This window comes from Streptomyces sp. NPDC004111 (assembly GCF_042874215.1).
GTDB lineage: Bacteria > Actinomycetota > Actinomycetes > Streptomycetales > Streptomycetaceae > Streptomyces.
In genome coordinates, this window is sequence record NZ_JBIAMU010000022.1 from 13,547 (window position 1) to 33,015 (window position 19,469).

Below are 19,469 nucleotides of genomic sequence, written 5' to 3' on the forward strand. Positions count from 1 at the left end.
CAGTGGGCCAGTGCACTATTCGGGGTGGGAGGTGGCAGCGATGACGCATGACTGCGACGTGCTGGTGATCGGCGGCGGGATCGTCGGGATGGCGGCCGCGCATGCGCTCACGCGTGCCGCGCCGGGGACCCGGGTCATGGTGCTGGAGAAGGAGGCCGGCCCGGCCAGGCACCAGACGGGGCGCAACAGCGGGGTGATCCACAGCGGGATCTACTACCGGCCGGGCTCGCTCAAGGCGCGGTACGCGGTGCGCGGCGCCGCCGAGATGATCAAGTTCTGCGCGGAGCACGGCATCCCGCACGAGGTGACGGGCAAGCTGATCGTCGCCACCGAGCGGGACGAGCTGCCGCGCCTGCACGCCCTCGTCCAGCGCGGCCGGCAGAACGGCATCCCGGTGCGGGAGCTGGGCCCCGCCCAGATCCAGGAGTACGAGCCCGAGGTGCGCGGCCTCGCGGCGATCCACGTGGGCACGACGGGCGTGTGCGACTACGGCCGGGTGACCCGGGCGCTGGCGCACTCCTCCGGCGCCGAGGTGCGGTACGGGGCGGAGGTCACGGCCATCGCCCGCCGCGCGGCCGGGGTCGCGGTGCGCACCGCGGACGGCACGGTGGTCCGGGCGAAGGCGCTGGTCAACTGCGCGGGGCTGCACTGCGACCGGGTGGCGCGGCTGGCGGGCGACGAGCCGGGGATGCGGATCGTGCCGTTCCGTGGGGAGTACTTCGACCTGGTGCGGCCGGAGCTGGTGCGCGGGCTGGTGTACCCGGTGCCGGACCCGGCGTTCCCGTTCCTCGGCGTGCACCTGACCCGGGGAGTGGGCGGCGGGGTCCACGTGGGGCCCAACGCGGTGCCCGCGCTGGCCCGCGAGGGGTACGACTGGGGTGCGGTGCGCCCGGCGGACCTGGCGGGCACGCTGGCCTGGCCCGGCTCCTGGCGGATAGCCCGCAGGCACTGGCGGTACGGGGCGGGCGAGCTGCACCGCTCGCTGTCCAAGCGGGCGTTCACCGAGGCGGTGCGGCGGCTGCTGCCCGCCGTGACCGAGGCCGATCTGCGGCCGTCCCCGGCGGGAGTGCGGGCGCAGGCGGTACTGAGGGACGGCACGCTCGCCGACGACTTCCTGATCCGCGAGGCCCCGCGCACGGTGCACGTGCTGAACGCCCCGTCCCCCGCGGCCACGGCCTCCCTCCCGATCGGGCGCGAGGTGGCCCGGCGGGTCCTGGGCGTGCTGGGAGCACAGGTAGGTTCCACGCCGCGCGGCTGAAGCACGACGGGGCGGCCGTGCGCGGGGGCGCGACGGCGACGGGCCTCGGGCGGGGTGGCCCCGGCGGTGGGCGGGGTGGTCCCGTCGGTGGGCGGGCTGTCGCGGGGCCGGGCTGTCACGGGGCGGCGGGCTGTCACGGGAGCAGGGCCATCACGGGAGCCCGGCTGTCGCGGGAGCCGGGCCGTCGCGGGGGGCCTCGCCCGGAACGTCCCGCACCGGCCGTCTCCGTAGAATCGGAGCACTGTGCCCGAGAACAGCGAGAACCCCACGATGTCCCAGACCCCCGAGCAGCCCGCCGCCCCGCAGGACGCGCTGCCGACCGCGCCGAGCGCCGGTGCAGGTGCCAGTGCCGGTGCCAGTGCCGGCGCCGGTGCCGGTGCCGAGGAGCCCGGCCCCTCGCAGCTCGCCGCGCGCGACGCCGCCGACCGGGCCGCCGCCCATGTGCGCGCCCGCGCCCTGCGCATGTTCCCCGAGGGGGTGGGCCCCTCCCCCGACCCGGCCGGCTCCCACTTCGAGCGGCGGATCCGCAGCTTCCAGCCGCGCCGCAGCCGCGTCACCACCGGGCAGGCGGAGGCGCTGAAGCGCTGGTGGCCGACCCGGGGCATCGACATCGACGGACAGCGCGTGCTCGACCTGGACGAGATGTTCGGCGGGCTGCCGGTCGTGCTGGAGATCGGCTTCGGGATGGGCGAGGCGACCGCGCAGATGGCCGCCGACGACCCGGACACCGGCATCCTCGCCGTCGACGTGCACACCCCCGGCCAGGGCAACCTGCTCGGTCTCGCCGAGCGCAACGGGCTCTCCAACGTCCGGGTCGCCAACGGCGACGCGATCATCCTGCTGCGCGAGATGCTCCCCGCCGACTCGCTGTCCGGACTGCGGGTGTACTTCCCCGACCCGTGGCCCAAGGCCCGCCACCACAAGCGGCGGCTGATTCAGGCCGAGTTCCTGTCGCTGGCCGCGACCCGGCTCGCGCCCGGCGCCGTACTGCACTGCGCCACCGACTGGGAGGAGTACGCCGAGCAGATGCTCGAAGTGCTCACCGCGCACCCGGACTTCGAGAACACCGTGGAGGGCGGCGGCTACGCGCCCCGGCCCGCGTTCCGGCCGCTGACCCGCTTCGAGGGCCAGGGCCTGGACAAGGGGCACGTGGTGCACGACCTGCTGTTCCGCCGGGTCGCCCGCCCGGCCTGACCTGCCCCGGCCCGCCGCCCCACGTACCGGGCGACGTACCCGGACGACGTACGTCCGGTGGTCCGGCGCCGTGCGTCCGGCGGGCCCAACGGCGCGATCCCTCGGTTGTCCACAGGCTTTGTCCACAGGGCGTCGCGGCTGTCGGTGGCACTCGTTAGGGTCGTTGGATGTACGAGACGTACGAACCGCAGCCTCCGCACCCGGCCGTGCCGGTGCCCGGCCCCGCGCGGGTTCCCGAACCCGCGACGGGGGACGCCGGGCCGCGGTTCGACGCCGTCGAGGAGCCCGCGCACTGGCAGCAGCCGGGACCCGGGCCCTGGCAGGGGGACGCGCCGCGCCGCTCGTTCCCCGGCCGCCGACTGGCCCACCGGGTGCGCGCCAGCCGCTTCTGGCGCAGCAAGGCGGTCCGGGCCACCACGCTGATCCTGCTGCTCGCCCTGTCGGGGCTGGTCCTGCTCGCTCTCGTACGGGAGCAGACCGGCACCCGGGGGTTCCTGGTCGGCCTCGGTCTCGCGGTCTTCCCGGTGCCGCTGCTGGTGATGGCGTTCCGCTGGCTGGACCGGGTCGAGCCGGGCCCCTGGCGGAACATGATCTTCGCCTTCACCTGGGGCTCCTGCGCCGCCGCACTCGTGGCGATCACCGCCAACAGCTTCGCCGTGCGGTGGATAGCCGTGGCCACCGCCGATCCCGACGGGGCGGACACGCTCGGCGCGACGGTCGTGGCACCGGTCGTCGAGGAGTCCGCGAAGGCGGTGGCGATCCTGCTGATCTTCCTGTTCCGCAGACGGGACTTCACCGGGATCGTGGACGGGGTGGTGGTCGCGGGCTTCACCGCGACCGGCTTCGCCTTCACCGAGAACATCCTCTATCTGGGCAACGCCTTCGGCGAGGACCAGGCGTTCGGGTTCTCCGGTCTGGGCTCGGTGACCGCGGGCACCTTCTTCGTCCGGGTGATCATGTCGCCGTTCGCGCATCCCCTGTTCACCGTGCTGACCGGCATCGGCTTCGGGCTGGTGGCGCTCGTGCCCGCCCGCCGGGGCAGGTCCGGTGCCTGGGCGCGGGTCCGCCGGGTCGCGCTGCCGCTGCTCGGGCTGCTCCTGGCCATGGGCATGCACGCCCTGTGGAACGGGTCGGCGGCCTTCGGCCCGTTCGGCTTCTACGCGGTGTACGGGCTGTTCATGGTGCCGGTGTTCGCGTTCCTGACCTGGCTGTCGATCTGGACCCGGCAGCGCGAACTGCGGCTGCTCGGCGCCGAGCTGCCCGCGTACGCCGCCGCGGGCTGGCTGGAGCCGGCCGAACCGCCGGCCCTGTCGTCGATGCGGGCCCGCTCGCTGGCCCAGGGGTACGCGGCCCGGTCGTACGGCCCGGACGGCGCCCGCGCGGTCGCCGAGTACGAGCGGGCCGCCACCGCTCTCGCCTTTCTGCGGTACCGGGCCCGGCGCGCCGTGGCCTGCTCCGAGGCGGCGGCCGAGTTCACCGCCCGCGAGCGCGAACTGCTGCACCGGCTATGGCAGCGCAAGCGGATCGCGAGCCCGGCGCTGGTGTACGCGGCCCAGGTCACCGGGCGCATACGGATGCTGCCGCCGCCGTACCACCCGGCGTACGCGGCGGCGTACAACCCGTACAGGCGCTGAGGCCGTCGGCCGCGGACCGGTGGCCGGGGCGTGCGGCGGCAGGTGGCACGGCGCGTGGCCGCACATGCGAACCGGCAGCCCTGGCGTCGGGGGGTGAGCGCCAGGACTGCCGGAGTTCGGCAGACCGCGGTCCCCGCACGGGGCGGGGACCGGGTAGCGGGGTGGAGCGCCGCGTCAGAGGGTGAGGCCCTTGCCGCGCAGCCACGCGGCCGGGTCGATGCCGTCGCCGCCCGGGGTGTGCACCTCCAGGTGCAGGTGCGCGCCGGACACGTTGCCGGTGGCGCCGACGTTGCCGATGACCTGGGCGGTGGAGACCTTCTCGCCGGGCGAGACGTTCATCTGGGAGAGGTGGCAGTACCAGACCTCGGTGCCGTCGGGCAGTTCGAGGACGATCCGGTAGCCGTAGCTGCCGGAGTAGTTGGCCGACTTGACGGTCGCCTGGTGGACGGCCTTGACCGGGGTGCCGGCACCGGCCGCGAAGTCGAGTCCGGTGTGGTGGCCCGAGGACCACATCGAGCCGGACTGCCCGAAGGTGGCGCTGAGGTAGTAGCCCGAGGTGGGCAGCGAGTAGCTGGCGGCCAGCTTGGCGAGCCGCTCGGCCTCCGCCTTCGCCGCGGCGGCGGCCTTGGCGCGCTCCTCGGCCTCGGCCTTCTCCCGGGCGGCCTTCTCGGCCTTCGCGTGGGCCTCGTCGCGCTGCTTCTTCGCCTCGGCTGCGGCGTCCTTGACGGCCTGCGCGCGGGCGGCCTCCCGGACGGCGGCGTCGGCGGCGGAGCGCTGCTGCTCGGCCTGCTGGAGGATGCGGGCGCGCAGGCTGTCGCCCGCGCCCGGCTGCTGTCCGACGGCGTGCCCGGCCTGGTCGGTGGCGGCGACGGGAGCCGCCGCGGGGGCGGGGGCGGCCATCAGCTCCTCCCCGGTACCGGACCCGGAGCCCGGCTTCTCGTCGTCGGAGCCGGAAACCAGAGCGCCGACACCCGGCAGGGACTTGGCGTCCGGCAGGGCGTCGGCGAGGGAGTCGAGGGAATCGGAGATCTGGTCCGGCAGCGATATGGAGACGGCGGGCTTGTCCTGCGCGGTGGCGATGCCGCCCGCGCCGACGGCCGCGATCACACCGACGCCCAGCACGGTGGAACTGCGGGCCAGCGAGCCGCGCTGCTTGGCGACCCGGTGCTTGCCGCGGACCGGAACGACGGAGTCCTCGGTGGGGTTCCACTCCTCGGTGGAGGCGGGCGGACCGTCGAACTCCACGAAGCCCTCGTAGCCGCCGCGCTGCTGCTGCGCCGGGACCGTCGGCATCGTCGCGGTGGCGCCGTAGCCGTAGCCGTGGCCGGTGCCCTCCGTCCCGTCGGTGTCGTTCGGGACGCCGTACGCCCCGTACGAGAAAGCGGGGGCTGCGGGGGACTCGGGGGCAGGCCTGTTGGACGCCACGGAGGCGCGCTCCTTTCCTTCCTTCTCGCCTACCGGGTTAGCTGACGGGTTCGGAGCAGGAAGGTCTCCTACGGGCCAGGTTCGGCCCGATTCACCCCAATTGGTGGTTCCCCGGTTTCCTCACGGAATTCGGCGCACGCGCACGGCGCCGTCTCTGACGACGGCTGGGACGACCGCGCTGCGTTATCGAACGTTAATAGACACACAAGTGGATTTCCAAGCCGTTCCTGTTGATCGTTAACGCAGAGCGCGCATCGATGGCCAGGACATCAGCCCCAAAAGGCCATCAAACAGGGCGACCCAACGGCCCCCTGACGCCCCTTCGGTCACTCGCGTTGCCTTGCGCGCAAACTCTCCACAACTGATAGATCGTCAATTGTTATGCGGAGCGCGCCCCTTCGAGCACGCCCCGTAACAACCCGTAGCCATCGCGCCGCGGTGCCCGGCCCGCCGCCGAGCCCCCGCCGGCCGCGCGGTCCCGCACCCGGCCCTCAGGGCCGTTTCACGATCTCCACGGTCCGCCGCCGGGCGGGCTGCCCCTCGCCCGGCCGCCCCACCGCGAGCAGCGCCATGTCGTCCGTCTGCTTGCCGCCGGTGTGCACCCGTACGTCGCTCGTCAGCGCCTCCAGCACGGCCTCGGGGCCGGGGAACAGCGACCGGTGCAGCCGCAGCGCCGGGTCGTAGAAGACACCCGCCGCGTCCCGCGCCTCGGAGAGCCCGTCCGTGTAGAACACCAGCGTCGAACCACCGGGGAAGCGGACCTCCCGCGCCCGGTCCGGCCAGTCCCCCAGGTCGCCCATCCCCAGCGGCAGCGCGAACTCCTCCGGCGTCAGCACGTCCAGCTCGCCGTCCGCGTACAGCAGCAGCGGCTCGGGATGCCCCCGGTTCACCAGCCGTACGACGCCCCCGGCGCGCGGGATCTCGGCGAGCACCGCCGTCGTGAACCCCTCCATCGCGTCCAGTCCCTCGCGCCGCCGGCCCTCCCTGGCCAGCGCCCGTTCCAGCCGCTGCGCGACGCCCTCCAGGGTGCTCTCCGTCTCGGCCGCCTCCCGGAACGCGCCCACCACCACCGCGACCGCCTCGACGGCCTCCAGCCCCTTGCCCCGTACGTCCCCCACGACCAGCCGCACCCCGTGCGGGGTGTCCTGCACCGCGAAGAGGTCGCCGCCGATGAACGCGTCCGCCTCCGCCGCCTCGTACCGCGCCGCGATCTGCAGTCCGCCGATGCTCTCCGGCGGCGTGGGGACGACGGCCCGCTGGGCGGCCTCCGCGATGACCCGCACCGAGGCGAGCCGCCGGTCCCCGCGGCGCACGACCCGGTTGATGAAGACGGCCAGCACGGCGACGGTCAGCACCGTCACCAGCTCGGTCACCGACAGCACCCTCTTCAGCGAGTCGTCGTGGATGCGCAGCCCCACCACGGCCAGCACCGAGGCGACCGCCGTCAGCACGGTGGCGGCGAGACCGAAGAAGGGGGCGGCGACCAGCGGAGCCGCGGCGAACAGCGGGGCGGCGGTGAAGTTCGGCGGCGAGGACGCGTCGAAGACGGCCCCACCGATGATCATGAGAGGGGGCAGCGTCCGTACGAACCGCCTGCTCCTGCGGCCCTTCTCCGCCTGGTCGGCCCCGCCCTCGACCCCGTCGCGACCGCGCTCGTACCCCGCCACCGTCTGCTCTCCTGCCCAGGTCCGCACCGGGTGCGGACGGTACCGCTCCCCACCCAGGCTTGCCGGAGCCGCGCCGCAGGGCGAATCGGCATCCGCCATGTGGGGGACGGGCCGCGTGCGCGTCCGGCACGAGGCCCGGTAGGTCCGCACACGCCTGAGGCCCGGAACTCTGTCGAGTTCCGGGCCTCAGGTCTTCAGTAGCGGGGACAGGATTTGAACCTGCGACCTCTGGGTTATGAGCCCAGCGAGCTACCGAGCTGCTCCACCCCGCGTCGGTGAACACAACCCTACGCCATCCGGGCGGCGGCTTTGACCACGGGGGCGGCCACCCGCGCGGAGCGGCCACGGGGACGGCCCGCACCGCCCCCTCGCCCCACCCGCTCAGCGCCCCTCGGACTCAGCGTCCCTCGAAGGCCCCCGCGTTCTCCCGCGCCCACTGCCGGAAGGTCCTGGCCGGGCGGCCGAGCAGGGTCTCGGTGGTGTCGGCGATCTCCGCGGGACCGCCCTCGGCGGCAGCCCAGATGTCGAGCAGCGCGGTCACCATCCGGGCGGGCATGTGGCGGCCCATCTGCTCCTCGGCCTCGGCGCGCCCGATGTGCTCGACGCGGACCTCCCGTCCGGTCTCCTCCGCGATGATCGCCAGCTGCTCGCGGAAGGACAGCGGCTCGGCGCCGGTGAGCGCGACCGTACGTCCGGCGAGAGAGCCGCCGACGCCCCCTTCGCGCCCCTCTCCCGCTCCGGTCATCGCTGCGAACGCGATGTCGGCGATGTCCGCGGGATGGATGGGGACGACCCGCGCGTCCGGGTACGGGAGGGCCACCGGCTGCCCCTGGCCGATCGGCCCGGCCCAGCTGAACGAGTTGCTGGCGAAGGCGCCCGGCCGCAGGAACGTGCTGGTCAGCGCGGACTCGGCGAGCGCGCGCTCGACCTGGAGGTGGTGCGCGGCGATCGGATGGGTCTCGGCGTCGGAGGCGAGGACGGCGGCGGAGGACATCAGCACCACGTGCTCGACCCCGGCGGCCTCGGCGGCCTTGATCAGCTCGTGGATTCCGGCGGGCACCGGATAGAGGAAGACCTGCCGTACGCCGGCCAGCGCGGCGGCGAAGGTCTCGGGCCGGTCCAGCACCATCTCGACGGCCTCGGTCCCGTCCGGCGGGACCAGCTCGGCGGGACGGGCACTGGCCACACGGACGAACGACCCGGCGGTACGGACGGCCCCGGCGGACCCGGCAGCGGCGGCCGGACCGCCGGGACCACCGCCGTGTCCGGCTGCGACCAGGCGTTCGGCGACGGCTCGGGCGACCTGGCCGCGGGCACCGGTGAGGAGGAAGGACACGCGAAGCTCCCGTGGATCGACTTGCTCGACGGATCCGCCCGGCCAATTCTTTGACCGAGCGCATATACATGCTTCCATGCACGCATTTTCAGGTCAACACATATATGTGGCGCGCACGGCCCTTGCGTACGATGCGGCCATGAAGAAGCACGAAACGGCGGACGGCCGGCCGGCCGGGGACGGGCCGCCGACCAGGGACGACGAGCCGGACACGGGCGGGCCGGACACGGACGGGCCTGACACGAGTGGGCGGGACACAGGCGGGCCTGACACCGGCGTGCTGGACGCCATCGGGGCACTGGACGCGGACGCGCTGCTGGACGCGGTCGGCCAGGCGTTCGGGAAGCTGCGCAGGTCCTCGCTCCTGGAGGTCGCGAATCCGTTCTGCCCCAAGGACCTGAGCCGGACGCTGGTCCTCAACATCGTGCTGGAGGCCGAAAAGGCCACCCTGGCCGAAAGGGCCACCTCGGCCGAAGGGGCCACCCCCGCCGACCGGAGCACCCCGCAGCCACGGACCGCACGCGCCGCCGGGCCCGGTCCCTGCGAGGTCACCGTCGGCGCCGTCGCCACGTACCTGAACGTGGACCCGTCCGTGGCCAGCCGCATGGTGTCCGACTGCATCTCCGCGGGCTACCTGATCCGCGCCGCCTCCCAGCAGGACGGCCGCCGCACGGTCCTGCACCTGAGCCCCGAGGGCCGGGAGCTGATGGTCCGCTTCCGCCGCCACCAGCGCGACGCCTTCGAGTACGTCACCGCCGCCTGGCCGGAGCGCGACCGTCTGGAGTTCGCCCGCCTGATGCTGCGTTACGTGGCCGACCAGAACGCGCTCGCGACGCGCGGGAACCAGCGGGCGAGCGAGGGCTGACGGGGCGCCGCCGCCCGGGAAACGACGGAGCGCCCCGACCGGTGTGAACCGGTCGGGGCGCTCCCCCGCAGGTCAGAGGCGTGAGCCTCTCACTTCGTCCTGTAGGCCATGTCGGACTCGAACCGACAACCAACGGATTAAAAGTCCGCTGCTCTGCCAATTGAGCTAATGGCCCCCGGCAGGACTCCCAAGAGCATAGCTGCCCGGCTCCCGACAACCGATCGGGTATCGCGTGCGGGGTGGTGCCCGGGGGGACCACCCCGCACGCGAACACGGTCCGGCGCACGGCCGGGAGGCGGTCAGAACAGGGACTTGTAGCCCTGCCAGCCCGTCGTCAGGGCGCGGCGGGCGCCGAAGCCGCCCTTGCCGTCGCCCTCGTTGCGGAAGATGCCGCCGGCCGTGTCACGGACCATCAGGTCGGCCCTGCCGTCGCCCGAGACGTCGCCGACCCCGACGATCTCCTTGTAGCCGATGCCCCAGCCGGTGAAGACCAGGACGCGCTCCTTGAACTGGCCGTTGGGGGTGCCGTCGTAGCGCCACAGGTCGCCGTTGGAGGCGCGGGCCAGCAGGTCGCCGTGGCCGTCGCCGTTGAGGTCGCCGGCGCCGACGACATGGGAGTACGCCTTCCAGTTCGGCCGGATCTTCACCGGGTACGCCAGCTTGCCGTCGGGCTTCGCCGCGAGGAGGTACACGTCGTACGTGGTGCGGTGGCGGGCCACCAGGTCGGGGCGGCCGTCCCCGGTGAGGTCGCCGGGCGAGGTGAGGACGTCGTACTGCTGGTAGCCGGTCCCGATGCGGGTCCTGGGCCCGGTGGGCTTCACCGCTCCGGTGCACGTGCCGTCGAACCGGTCGAGGGCGCCGCTCGCGTCGCGGACCAGGACGTCGTTGCACCCGTCGCCGGTCAGATCTCCGTACGGGACGAACGTGCTGTCCTTCGGCCAGCCGCCGGACTGGGTGAGCCGGTCGGTGCCGTTCGTGCCGAGCTGGTGGGTGTGCAGGGTGCCGCCGGTGGTGAAGGTCATGACGTCGCCGTAGCCGTCGCCGTCGTAGTCCCGGGGGGTGTCCTTGGCACCGGAGAGGTAGAGGGCGCCGGTGGCCGTCCGCTGCGGGCCGGTGCCGTCGCCCGCGTCGGTGGTCAGGGTCCAGGTGTGGCGTCCGCCGACGACGACGTTGCCCTTGTCGTCCTTGCCGTCCCACTCCGGGGCGATCTGCGCGCCGGTACGGGCGGTGCCGGTACGGGTGGCGAGGGTGCGGCCCCGGTGGTCGGTGAAGGTGACGGTCCAGCGGGCGACCGGACGGGAGAGCAGGAAGCGGGCGTTCCAGGGGTCGGCGGCCTGCCGGGCCACCGCCGTGCCGTCCACCTGCTGCTCGATGACGGAGACGGCCTGCCGGGCGACGCCGGAGGGCTTGAGCCGGATGCGCTGCTCGGCGTCGGTGTACGCGACGGGGCCGCCGTAGGCGTCGACCGCCCAGTCCCCGACGGTGACGCCGGGCGCGGAGAAGTCGGCGGTGGCGCCCGCCTTGAGGAGGTCGGTGAGGCGGAGCCTGTCGTCGGCGGTCTTGGTGACGACGAAGCCGTCACCGAGCTTGCCGCCGACGGGGGCGGTGATGTTCTTGCCCGTGGTGGCGTCGAGGACACCGGCCTTGGCGGTGGTGCACTGCCAGTAGACCCAGCGGCCGACGGCCTGGAGGCTGGTCGGTACGCAGCCGGAGCCGGTGTTGACGGCCGGAGTGGTCCGCTTCGTCTTCACGTCGTACGAGTCGATGCTCCCGGCGGTGGCGGCCGGCTTCCACAGGGTGCTGCCCCAGAGGGCGGCGGCGCTCGGGGCGGGGCGGGTGAGCACCTCGGAGGTGCCGTTGAAGATCTCGAAGTCGCCGACGTACTGCTTGCCGTCCGCGGCGTTGACCACGGCGTAGCGGCCGGACGCCGCGACCAGTTCGACGGCCTCGGTGTACCCGGGCAGGTCGAGCGGCCGGTGGGTGTTGAGCTCGCGCGGTGTCTTGACGCGGCCGTCCGAGAGGTACGCGCTCTGGCCGTCGCCCAGCGGTACGGGGGCGTAGTGCGGTGCGTTGATCTCCCAGGCGCGTACCTTGGGCGCGCCGTCCCCGGGGGCGTCCAGCTCGTAGACGCCGGTGAACCCGGTGCCGCTCGGCAGCAGGTAGTTGATCCTGTTGCCGCCGATCGCGAGCAGCTGCCGGGTGGCGGCCACCGCGGGCACCGCGCGCACGGCCGTCGCGCGCGGCGTGCCGTCCGCGTCGACGCCGATGCGGTGGACCGCCCAGTGCTGTGCGTCCGTTCCCCCCATCGCGACCGCGCCGCCGTCGGGCAGCGCCCGCAGCCCTCCGGTCGAGCGGGGCAGCAGCTCGCGGACGGCGCCGCCGTTCAGCGGGACGGCCCGGAGCGGCTGGCCGGCCGGGTGGGGCGTGGTGTCGGGCGCGGCGGCCAGACGGAAGAACAGCCAGTCCTTGCCGACGGCGTACGCGGCGACCCGGCCGACGGGCAGGGCGAGGTCGCGCGGCGGTTCGGCGGGCTCGGCGCGCGACAGCGTGCGCAGGGTGCCGCCGGTGGCGGGTATCCAGGCGATGCGGTCGTCGTTCAGCTGCGGGGACGTCCCGGCGGAGCTGTCGTGCAGGGGGCGGAAGGTGCCGCTCGAGTAGTCGAGCAGGAAGAAGCGCGCGGCGGAGTTGCCCTGGTTGCGGACCTGGAACAGCCCGCCCCTGCCGTCCTGCCGGACGAGGGTGACCGCCGTGGTGTTCTCGGGCAGCCCGCCGAACTCCCTGACGACACTGCCGTCGGCGCGGACCTGCCGCAGCGCGGTGTACGTCCTGGCCGTCTCGTCGTAGCCGCCGACGAGGATCGTGTCGGCGGTGTAGCCCTGCGTCCAGCGGGTGCCGGCCGGGATCGGGAGCGTGCTGGTGCGGCCGGTCGGCAGGTCCCGGAGCTGGACCTGGTCGTCGCCTCCGGTGGGCGAGCGGAGGAGGGCGGCGGCGGTGCCGCCGTAGTTGGTGGTCAGGTGGGGCGGGTACGCGTCGTGGGCCGCGCCGGTGGCGAAGTCGACCCACTCCGTCCGGTCGCCGCCCTCCTGGCTGTGCACGTACCCCGTGGCTCCGGCGTTGCCGAGGAAGACGTTCCGGGGCTCCTTGCGGTCGATGGAGGGCACCACCACCTCCCCCACCGGCTCCTGTGCCGCCACCGCCGCGCCCCCCAGCACCGGCACCAGCCCCGCCGCCGTACCCAGCACGGCGGCCACCGCCGCGGCGGATCTCAGTCGGTTACGTCGATTCATCGGCCCAGCCCCTCCCCGGGCAGCCCGGGAACGGGGCGTCGGCCCAGGCCCCCCGGCCGCTCCCCACACACCTGCACATGCCCATGGCACGTGTCACACAGTCGCCGGATGCTAACCCAGTTACAGATGTGACGGAAGTGAAAAGAGAAACGGGCCCGCTCGTGAAGAGCGGGCCCGTTTCAGGGAGTTACTGCGATGCGGGGCCGGGATCAGCCGTTGCGCTTCCAGCGCGGCTTGTCGTCGCGGCGGCCGAAGGAGCCGGTGCCGGTGCCACCGCGGTGGTCGTCACGGCGGCCGTAGGGACGGTCGCCGCCGCCGAAGGAACGGCCGCCCGAGGGGCGCTCGTCACGACGGTCGCGGTTGAACGGACGGTCGCTGCCCCGGTGACCACCGGACGGACGGTCGTCGCGGCGGAAGCCGCCACGGTCGCCACCGCGGTCGTCCCGGTCGTCGCGGCGGAAGCCGCCGGACGGGCGGTCGTCACGGCGGAAGCCGCCGGACGGACGGTCGTTGCGGTCGTTGCCGCGGTAGCCGGTGGCCGCCGGACGGTCGCTGCCGCTGCGCTCGCCGCCGCGGAAGCCGCCACGGTCGTCACGGCGGTCGTTGCCGCGGAAGCCGCCGGAGGGACGGTCGTCACGGCGGAAGCCGCCGGACGGACGGTCGTCGCGACGGAAGCCGCCACGGTCGCCGCCCCGGTCGTCCCGGCGCTCGAAGGAACGGCCACCGCGGTCGCCGCCCCGGTCGTCACGACGGTCGCCGCCGCGGAAACCGCCACGGTCGTTGTTGCCCCGGTAGCCACCGCGGTCGTCACGGCGCTCGTAGTTGCCGCGCTCGTCACGGCGCTGACGCGCCTCCTCCGCGGCCTTCGCGGCAGCGGCGGCCTCGGCCTGGGCCTCCTCCAGCGCCTCGGCCTCGGCAGCGGCGGCGGCCTCGGCGACCGCGGTCTCCGGGTCCTCGCCGCGCTCACGGGCGGCACGGGCGACCAGACGGTCGGCCTCCTCGCGCAGCTCGGTCGCCCGGCGCTGCACGCGCTCCAGCTCCTTCGCCAGCTCCTTGGCCTCGCGCTCGGCCTGCTTGGCCGAGTTCGTGGCGGAGTCGGCCTGGACCTCGGTCAGCGAACGGGCGCCGGTGATCTCGGCGACCTCCGGGTCGAACGCGCCGGAGCCGCCGACGATGTGGCGCGAGGCGTCGACGCCCGCGTCCTCCATCAGACGGAAGATCTGGCGGCGCTGGTGCGGCAGGGAGAGGGAGACGACGACACCGGACTTGCCGGCGCGGGCGGTACGGCCCGAGCGGTGCAGGTAGTCCTTGTGGTCACCGGCCGGGTCCACGTTCAGCACCAGGTCGATGCCGTCGACGTGGATGCCGCGGGCGGCGACGTCGGTGGCGACCAGGGCGTTGACGTAGCCCTTCTTGAAGTCTTCGAGGACGCGGGTACGGGCGCCCTGGGTCATGCCGCCGTGCAGGGCGTCGGCCTTGACGCCGGAGTCCTGGAGCTGCTCGGCGATGCGGTCGGCGCCCAGCTGGGTGCGGACGAAGATGATCGTGCGGCCCTTGCGGGCGGCGATCGCGGCCGTGACCGGCGCCTTGTCCTTCGGCTTCACGACGAGGACGTGGTGGGTCATGGTCGAGACGTTGCCCTGCGCGCTGTCGACCTCGTGCGTGACGGGGTCCTTCAGGTACCGCTTGACCAGGGTGTTGATCTCGTTCTCCATGGTGGCGGAGAAGAGCATCCGCTGACCGCCGGCCGGAACCTGGTCGAGCAGCTCGGTGACCTCGGGCAGGAAGCCCAGGTCGGACATCTGGTCGGCCTCGTCGAGAACGGCGATCTCGACGTTCTCCAGGGAGGCGGCACCGCGGTTGATGATGTCGCGCAGCCGGCCCGGGGTGGCGACGAGAATGTCGACACCGCGCTCCAGGGCGTAGATCTGGTTGCCCATGGACGTACCGCCGCAGACGACCTTCATCTTCAGGCCGAGCACGTCGCCGTACGGCTGGAGGGCGTCGGCCACCTGCATGGCCAGCTCGCGGGTCGGGGTCAGGATGACCGCGCGGGGCTTCTTCTTCTCGGTGTGGCCGCCGGCCAGCTGGGCCAGGGTCGGCAGACCGAAGGAGAGGGTCTTGCCGGAGCCGGTGCGGCCGCGGCCCAGGATGTCCTTGCCGGCCAGGGCGTCCGGGATGGTCGCGGCCTGGATCGGGAAGGGGGTGGTGACGCCGTTCTGCGCGAGCTTGCGCACGACGCCCTCGGGCAGACCCAGGTCGGCGAAGGTGACGCCGGGCTCGGCGTCGTCCTCGTCGGCCTCGGCGACCTCGCCCTCGGCGGAGTCGGAGACCTCGGCGGGAACGTCCTCGGCGACGGCCTCGGCCGACTCGACGATCTCGGTGGCGGCCTCTACGACCTCGGTGGCGTCGACCGTCTCGACAGCCTCGACCGACGCGGTGTCGAGCTGCTGCTCGGCGTCAGTGGGCATGGCGGTGCGGTCAGAACTGGAAACAGACATGCGGATGCGAAACCTCTCGGAGTCTCGGCACGCGCCCAAACTCCGTGAATCGCAAGTGAAACCGCCTCTATGCGGTCAGCCACGGCAAGGGAGAGTACGCGCCACACGGCGCTCTTCTGTGTCGGCGCCGGGCAATGGGATCAAACGATCTATAACCATACGCACCCTCCCCCACACCTGGCAAATCGACTGCGCTACACGGCTTCCACCTGCGGATTTGCCGCTGCCTCCGGCTGCGCTCCATGAAATTGCGCCCTGCGGTACCGGACCGGTTCCGGCGTCCCGGCCGCCCGGTTCTCCGCGGTGGGGGTCTCCGAGGGGGTGGGCGGCTCGGACGGCTCCGGCGGCTGCGTGGGCGTCGGCTCCGGCGGGGTGCTCACCGGCGGCCTGGTCGGCGTCGGGTCCTTGGTCGGCCGGGTCGCGGAGGGCGTCGGCAGCCCCGGGGACTGCGGGGGCCGGGTGAGACCCGGGGACGGCGTGGCGCCCGGGGTCGCCTTCGACGGGGTCGCCTCGGGGCCGGGCGTCGCGCTGGGGCCTGCCGGGGGCCCGCTCGCCCCCTTCGGGTCCGCCACGGGCCCCTCGCCCCGGGCAACCGGCCTGCCGTCGGTGCGCCCCTGGCCCTCGCCGCCCACCGCGGCGCCGCCGTCCGGCCCCGCCTGCTCCTGCTTGGCGGCGGGCCGGGCCGGGAGCGGTTTGCTCCCCTCGTCGCTCACGCTCATGCAGCCTGCGGAAGCCGCCACCGCGAGCGCCGCGGCGGCGAGTCGGACAGGGGTGGGCAGCTGGCGCACGGGCGCACCTCCGGGATGACGGCCGGGGCGACGGCACAGACGCACGGGGCTGCTCTGCGGCGGTCGGAGAGCCGTATGGCGGGTTGGGGTCTGCCCTCTCAACTCCCTTCGGCCCGCCGGGGACACGCGCCCGCACCCGACCACCACCGCGCCGCCACCCCCCGCGCACCCGGAACACACCGCGCCCGCACGGCCCGCCGCCCCCGCCACGGCCGCTCCGCTACCCGCCGAACCCCTGCCCCAGCGCCGTTCCGAGCCCGACCGCGCCCAGCCCGACCAGCACCGACACCGCCACGTTCGCCACCGCGAGGAACCGCTGCCCGCTCTCCGCCAGCCGCAGGGTCTCGTACGAGAAGGTCGAGTACGTGGTGAGCGCCCCGCACAGCCCGGTGCCCACGAGGAGTTGCGCGGACGAGGAGGCCGCGCCCACCGCGACCGCCCCGGTCACCACCCCGAGCACCAGGCTGCCGGCCGCGTTCACCGTGACGGTGCCCCAGGGGAACCCGGACGCGTGCCGCGCCTGCACCGCCCGGTCGGTCAGATAGCGCAGCGGCGCCCCGACCGTGCCGCCCACGACCACCAGCAGCCAGTTCACCGTTCGTCTCCCGCCCGGGTACGCCGCCGTACCGCCCGCCGTGTCGTGCCCGCCGCCGCCCAGACGGCGCCCAGCGCCCCGGCCGCCGTCCCGAGCCCGTACGCCGCCGCCGTGAGCAGCTCCCCGCGCCCGAGCAGCCCGCTGACGTCCATCGCGTACGTGGAGAACGAGGTGAAGCCGCCCAGCACGCCCACGCCCAGGAACGGCCGCACCAGCGGGTGCGCCGAGCGCCCGTCCTCGGCGACCAGCACCATCAGCACCCCGATGAGCGCGGACCCCAGCACGTTGATCCCGAACACCGCCCAGGGGAAACCCCCCGCGGACGCGGGCCACAGCAGCAGCCCCCCGTACCGCGCCGACGCCCCGAGCGCGCCGCCCACCGCGACCGCGCCGAGCACCGGCAGGGTGCCGCCCAGCCGGGGTTCGGCGGCGGCCCGCAGATCGACGTCCGGATCGACGGCCCCGACCGCACCCCGCACCGCACTGCTCCCGGCCCCGGCCGCCTCCACCTCCGACCCCGCCGGCCCGGCCCCCGCCTCCGCCCGCCCGCTCACCCGTACCCCAGCGCGTGCAGCCGCTCGTCGTCGATCCCGAAGTGGTGCGCGATCTCGTGCACCACCGTGATCTCGGTCTCCGCCACCACGTCGTCCCGGTCCTCGCACATCCGCAGGGTGGGGCCCCGGTAGATCGTGATGCGGTCGGGCAGCACGCCCGCGTACCACTCCCCGCGGTCGGTCAGCGGTGTTCCCTCGTACAGACCGAGCAGCTCCGGGTCGTCCGTCGCGGGCTCGTCCTCGACGAACACCGCGACGTTGTCCATCAACCGCGTCAACTCCGGCGGTATCCGGTCCAGGGCCTCGGCGACCAGTTCCTCGAACTCCTCACGCGTCATCTCCAGCACGCGCCCATTCTCATCCACCACCGGGCATGGCCGCCCGCGCGGCTGGGCATACGGGCCCAATGGCCCGAGCACCCCGTGCCCATCGCATTCGCGCCACTGCCGCCCGTCTGGTCGGCCACTACCGCTCGCACCACTCCGCCCCCACCAGCACGCTGGCGCACCCGCCCCATCCGTGGGGCCGCGCCCTGGGTCTGGTGGCGGTCGTGCTGGCCGGGGCCTGGCTGGGGCTGCTGATCGTCGGCGCCGTCCGCACCCCCGTGGGCCCCATGGACACCACCATGACGCTGCGCCCCTCCCTCGTCGGCGGCACCAAGATCAACGTCTCTCCCCTGGGCGCCCTGGAGCTCGACTCCCACACCGCCCCCATCCGGCTCGACGTGGACGTCGACCAGCTCGACCCGGAGCGCTCCTCCGCCCTGGTCAGCCACCCGGAACGGATCTCCGGCCTCCAGGACGAGATCACCGGGGACGTGGCCGCCGGAACCCTGGACCTGGCGCTGCGCTCCTCCGCCGCGGTCCTCGCCGGAGCCACCGCCCTCGGGCTGGTGGTCTACCGCCGCCCCCGCCGCGCACTGGCCGCCGGCGGTCTGGCGCTCGCCCTGCTGACGGCCTCGGGCATCACCGCGTACGCCACCTGGAACCCCAAGTCCGTACTGGAGCCGAAGTTCTCCGGGCTGCTGTCCTCGGCGCCCTCGGTGGTCGGCGACGCCCGCAACATCGTGGCGGAGTTCAACGTCTACCAGCAGGAGCTGGCCCGCCTGGTCACCAACGTCACCAAGCTCTACAACGCCACCTCCACCCTCCCCGCCTACCAGCCCTCCCCCACCACGATGCGCGTCCTGCACGTCTCGGACATCCACCTGAACCCGGCGTCGTGGCACATCATCGGCTCGCTCGTCGAGCAGTACGACATCGACGCGATCATCGACTCCGGCGACACCATGGACCACGGCAGCTCCGCCGAGAACGCCTTCCTGGACGCCGTCCCCGACCTGGGAGCCCCCTACATCTGGGTCCGCGGCAACCACGACTCGGCCGGCACCCAGGCCTACCTGTCCCGCCTGAAGAACGTGCACGTGCTGGACAACGGCGACGCCGTCACCGTCGCGGGCGGGCTGCGCGTCGCGGGCATCGGCGATCCGCAGTTCACCCCGGACCGCTCGGTCAAACCCCAGGGCGACGGCAACGAACGCGTCGCCGGGGTCCAGCTCGCCGCCGCCCTGCGCGACCAGAAGGCGGCCCGCACCCCCGTCGACATCGCGGTCGCCCACAACCCGATCGCGGTCGCCCAGACCGACGGCGAGGTCCCGCTCGCACTCGCCGGGCACACCCACGAACGCAGGACCGAGATCCTCAGGCACGGCACCCGGCTGATGGTCCAGGGCTCCACCGGCGGCGGCGGACTGCGCGCGGTCGAGGACGCCGACCCGCAGAAGATCCGCGCCTCCCTGCTCTACCTGGACCGCGACACCCGGCGGCTCCAGGCCTGGGACGAGATCACCCTGGGCGGTCTCGGCCTGACGACGGCCGAGGTCAGCCGCCATCTCCCGGCCGAGAACACGCCCCGCGGGAAGCTCCCGGCCACCCCCGCTCCAGGCCCCCGGTAAACCGTTTTGGCGATCCCCCCCGGCATCCCATATGCTTCTCACGTCCCCGACGCGCTGCGAGGCGCACAGGCGGGCCAATTAGCCCTCATCGTCTAGTGGCCCAGGACGCCGCCCTTTCAAGGCGGTAGCACGGGTTCGAATCCCGTTGGGGGCACGCAATACCTGTGCGAGACTTCTTTGCAGTGCGTCTCGCACAAGCTTGGTCCTGTGGAGCAGTTTGGAGTGCTCGCCACCCTGTCAAGGTGGAGGCCGCGGGTTCAAATCCCGTCAGGACCGCTGCGGATCGCAAGATCCGAGTGGCTGGGTAGCTCAGTTGGTACGAGCGATCGCCTGAAAAGCGATAGGTCGCCGGTTCGATCCCGGCCCCAGCCACCAGACGAAGGGCCCCGTTCTCAGAACGGGGCCCTTCGC

14 protein-coding genes, 5 tRNA genes and 1 riboswitch are annotated in these 19,469 nt (G+C 73.7%); of the genes, 8 read left to right on the plus strand and 11 right to left on the minus strand.

Features of this window, described 5'->3' with window-relative positions; translation table 11 throughout:
• Positions 1-40 precede the first annotated feature (40 nt).
• The 3 genes from lhgO (at position 41) to ACFYVL_RS34860 (ending at position 4,086) form a co-directional block, all read left to right on the plus strand.
• Positions 41-1,258 (plus strand): L-2-hydroxyglutarate oxidase, encoded by a 1,218-nt coding sequence (lhgO, locus tag ACFYVL_RS34850; protein WP_389252191.1) that lies wholly within the window; start codon positions 41-43, stop codon positions 1,256-1,258.
• A gap of 270 nt (positions 1,259-1,528) precedes the next feature.
• Positions 1,529-2,452, plus strand: a complete 924-nt coding sequence (trmB, locus tag ACFYVL_RS34855) for a tRNA (guanosine(46)-N7)-methyltransferase TrmB (RefSeq protein ID WP_389252485.1) — start codon at positions 1,529-1,531, stop codon at positions 2,450-2,452.
• Positions 2,453-2,619: 167 nt separating this feature from the next.
• Positions 2,620-4,086: a PrsW family glutamic-type intramembrane protease gene (locus ACFYVL_RS34860; protein ID WP_389252193.1), complete on the plus strand. Its 1,467-nt coding sequence runs from the start codon at positions 2,620-2,622 to the stop codon at positions 4,084-4,086.
• Positions 4,087-4,260: 174 nt separating this feature from the next.
• Here ACFYVL_RS34860 and ACFYVL_RS34865 read toward each other — a convergent pair whose 3' ends face one another.
• From ACFYVL_RS34865 to ACFYVL_RS34880, 4 genes are all read right to left on the minus strand, one after another.
• On the minus strand, positions 4,261-5,511 hold the full coding sequence (locus tag ACFYVL_RS34865) for a M23 family metallopeptidase (protein WP_389252195.1): 1,251 nt from the start codon (positions 5,509-5,511) through the stop codon (positions 4,261-4,263).
• Positions 5,512-5,522: 11 nt separating this feature from the next.
• A riboswitch (cyclic di-AMP (ydaO/yuaA leader) is annotated at positions 5,523-5,656 on the minus strand.
• Positions 5,657-6,002: 346 nt separating this feature from the next.
• A complete protein-coding gene (locus ACFYVL_RS34870) occupies positions 6,003-7,205 on the minus strand; it encodes a PP2C family protein-serine/threonine phosphatase (protein ID WP_389252197.1) in 1,203 nt (400 codons plus the stop codon).
• Positions 7,206-7,376: 171 nt separating this feature from the next.
• A tRNA-Met gene (locus ACFYVL_RS34875) sits at positions 7,377-7,450 on the minus strand.
• 125 nt (positions 7,451-7,575) lie between these two features.
• Positions 7,576-8,514 carry an NAD(P)H-binding protein gene (locus ACFYVL_RS34880; RefSeq protein WP_389252199.1) on the minus strand — a complete coding sequence of 313 codons (939 nt, stop codon included), beginning with the start codon at positions 8,512-8,514 and terminating at the stop codon, positions 7,576-7,578.
• 139 nt (positions 8,515-8,653) lie between these two features.
• Here ACFYVL_RS34880 and ACFYVL_RS34885 point away from each other — a divergent pair, with 139 nt between their 5' ends.
• Positions 8,654-9,379, plus strand: coding sequence for a MarR family winged helix-turn-helix transcriptional regulator (locus ACFYVL_RS34885; RefSeq protein ID WP_389252201.1), 726 nt, complete (start codon positions 8,654-8,656; stop codon positions 9,377-9,379).
• A gap of 102 nt (positions 9,380-9,481) precedes the next feature.
• On the opposite strand, the gene ACFYVL_RS34890 is transcribed toward ACFYVL_RS34885, so the two are convergent.
• The 7 genes from ACFYVL_RS34890 to ACFYVL_RS34920 all read right to left on the minus strand — a co-directional run bounded on the left by ACFYVL_RS34890 (position 9,482) and on the right by ACFYVL_RS34920 (position 17,451).
• Positions 9,482-9,554: transfer RNA gene (locus ACFYVL_RS34890), tRNA-Lys, on the minus strand.
• 124 nt (positions 9,555-9,678) lie between these two features.
• Complete coding sequence (locus ACFYVL_RS34895) at positions 9,679-12,666, minus strand: FG-GAP-like repeat-containing protein (protein ID WP_389252202.1); 2,988 nt, start codon at positions 12,664-12,666, stop codon at positions 9,679-9,681.
• A 209-nt stretch (positions 12,667-12,875) separates the two neighbouring features.
• On the minus strand, positions 12,876-15,167 hold the full coding sequence (locus ACFYVL_RS34900) for a DEAD/DEAH box helicase (protein ID WP_389252204.1): 2,292 nt from the start codon (positions 15,165-15,167) through the stop codon (positions 12,876-12,878).
• 194 nt (positions 15,168-15,361) lie between these two features.
• Positions 15,362-15,955 carry a hypothetical protein gene (locus tag ACFYVL_RS34905; protein ID WP_389252206.1) on the minus strand — a complete coding sequence of 198 codons (594 nt, stop codon included), beginning with the start codon at positions 15,953-15,955 and terminating at the stop codon, positions 15,362-15,364.
• A gap of 220 nt (positions 15,956-16,175) precedes the next feature.
• Positions 16,176-16,550 (minus strand): fluoride efflux transporter CrcB, encoded by a 375-nt coding sequence (gene crcB, locus ACFYVL_RS34910; RefSeq protein ID WP_389252208.1) that lies wholly within the window; start codon positions 16,548-16,550, stop codon positions 16,176-16,178.
• Positions 16,547-16,990 carry a CrcB family protein gene (locus ACFYVL_RS34915; protein ID WP_389252487.1) on the minus strand — a complete coding sequence of 148 codons (444 nt, stop codon included), beginning with the start codon at positions 16,988-16,990 and terminating at the stop codon, positions 16,547-16,549. The genes crcB and ACFYVL_RS34915 overlap by 4 nt, the downstream gene beginning before the upstream one ends.
• Positions 16,991-17,100: 110 nt before the next feature.
• Positions 17,101-17,451 (minus strand): metallopeptidase family protein, encoded by a 351-nt coding sequence (locus tag ACFYVL_RS34920; protein ID WP_389252210.1) that lies wholly within the window; start codon positions 17,449-17,451, stop codon positions 17,101-17,103.
• Between the two features lie 59 nt (positions 17,452-17,510).
• Here ACFYVL_RS34920 and ACFYVL_RS34925 point away from each other — a divergent pair, with 59 nt between their 5' ends.
• From ACFYVL_RS34925 to ACFYVL_RS34940, 4 genes are all read left to right on the plus strand, one after another.
• On the plus strand, positions 17,511-19,058 hold the full coding sequence (locus ACFYVL_RS34925; RefSeq protein WP_389252212.1) for a metallophosphoesterase: 1,548 nt from the start codon (positions 17,511-17,513) through the stop codon (positions 19,056-19,058).
• Positions 19,059-19,139: 81 nt separating this feature from the next.
• Positions 19,140-19,212, plus strand: a tRNA-Glu gene (locus ACFYVL_RS34930).
• 47 nt (positions 19,213-19,259) lie between these two features.
• A tRNA-Asp gene (locus ACFYVL_RS34935) sits at positions 19,260-19,334 on the plus strand.
• 22 nt (positions 19,335-19,356) lie between these two features.
• A tRNA-Phe gene (locus tag ACFYVL_RS34940) sits at positions 19,357-19,433 on the plus strand.
• Positions 19,434-19,469: the final 36 nt, after the last annotated feature.

Excerpts from the sequence above, each read along its gene's own strand:
- ACFYVL_RS34885 (WP_389252201.1), top strand. The coding sequence starts at position 8,654 with ATGAAGAAGCACGAAACGGCGGACGGCCGGCCGGCCGGGGACGGGCCG.
- ACFYVL_RS34860 (WP_389252193.1), top strand. The coding sequence starts at position 2,620 with ATGTACGAGACGTACGAACCGCAGCCTCCGCACCCGGCCGTGCCGGTG.
- trmB (WP_389252485.1), top strand. The coding sequence starts at position 1,529 with ATGTCCCAGACCCCCGAGCAGCCCGCCGCCCCGCAGGACGCGCTGCCG.
- ACFYVL_RS34900 (WP_389252204.1), bottom strand. The coding sequence starts at position 15,167 with ATGTCTGTTTCCAGTTCTGACCGCACCGCCATGCCCACTGACGCCGAG.
- ACFYVL_RS34895 (WP_389252202.1), bottom strand. The coding sequence starts at position 12,666 with ATGAATCGACGTAACCGACTGAGATCCGCCGCGGCGGTGGCCGCCGTG.
- ACFYVL_RS34925 (WP_389252212.1), top strand. The coding sequence starts at position 17,511 with ATGGCCCGAGCACCCCGTGCCCATCGCATTCGCGCCACTGCCGCCCGT.
- lhgO (WP_389252191.1), top strand. The coding sequence starts at position 41 with ATGACGCATGACTGCGACGTGCTGGTGATCGGCGGCGGGATCGTCGGG.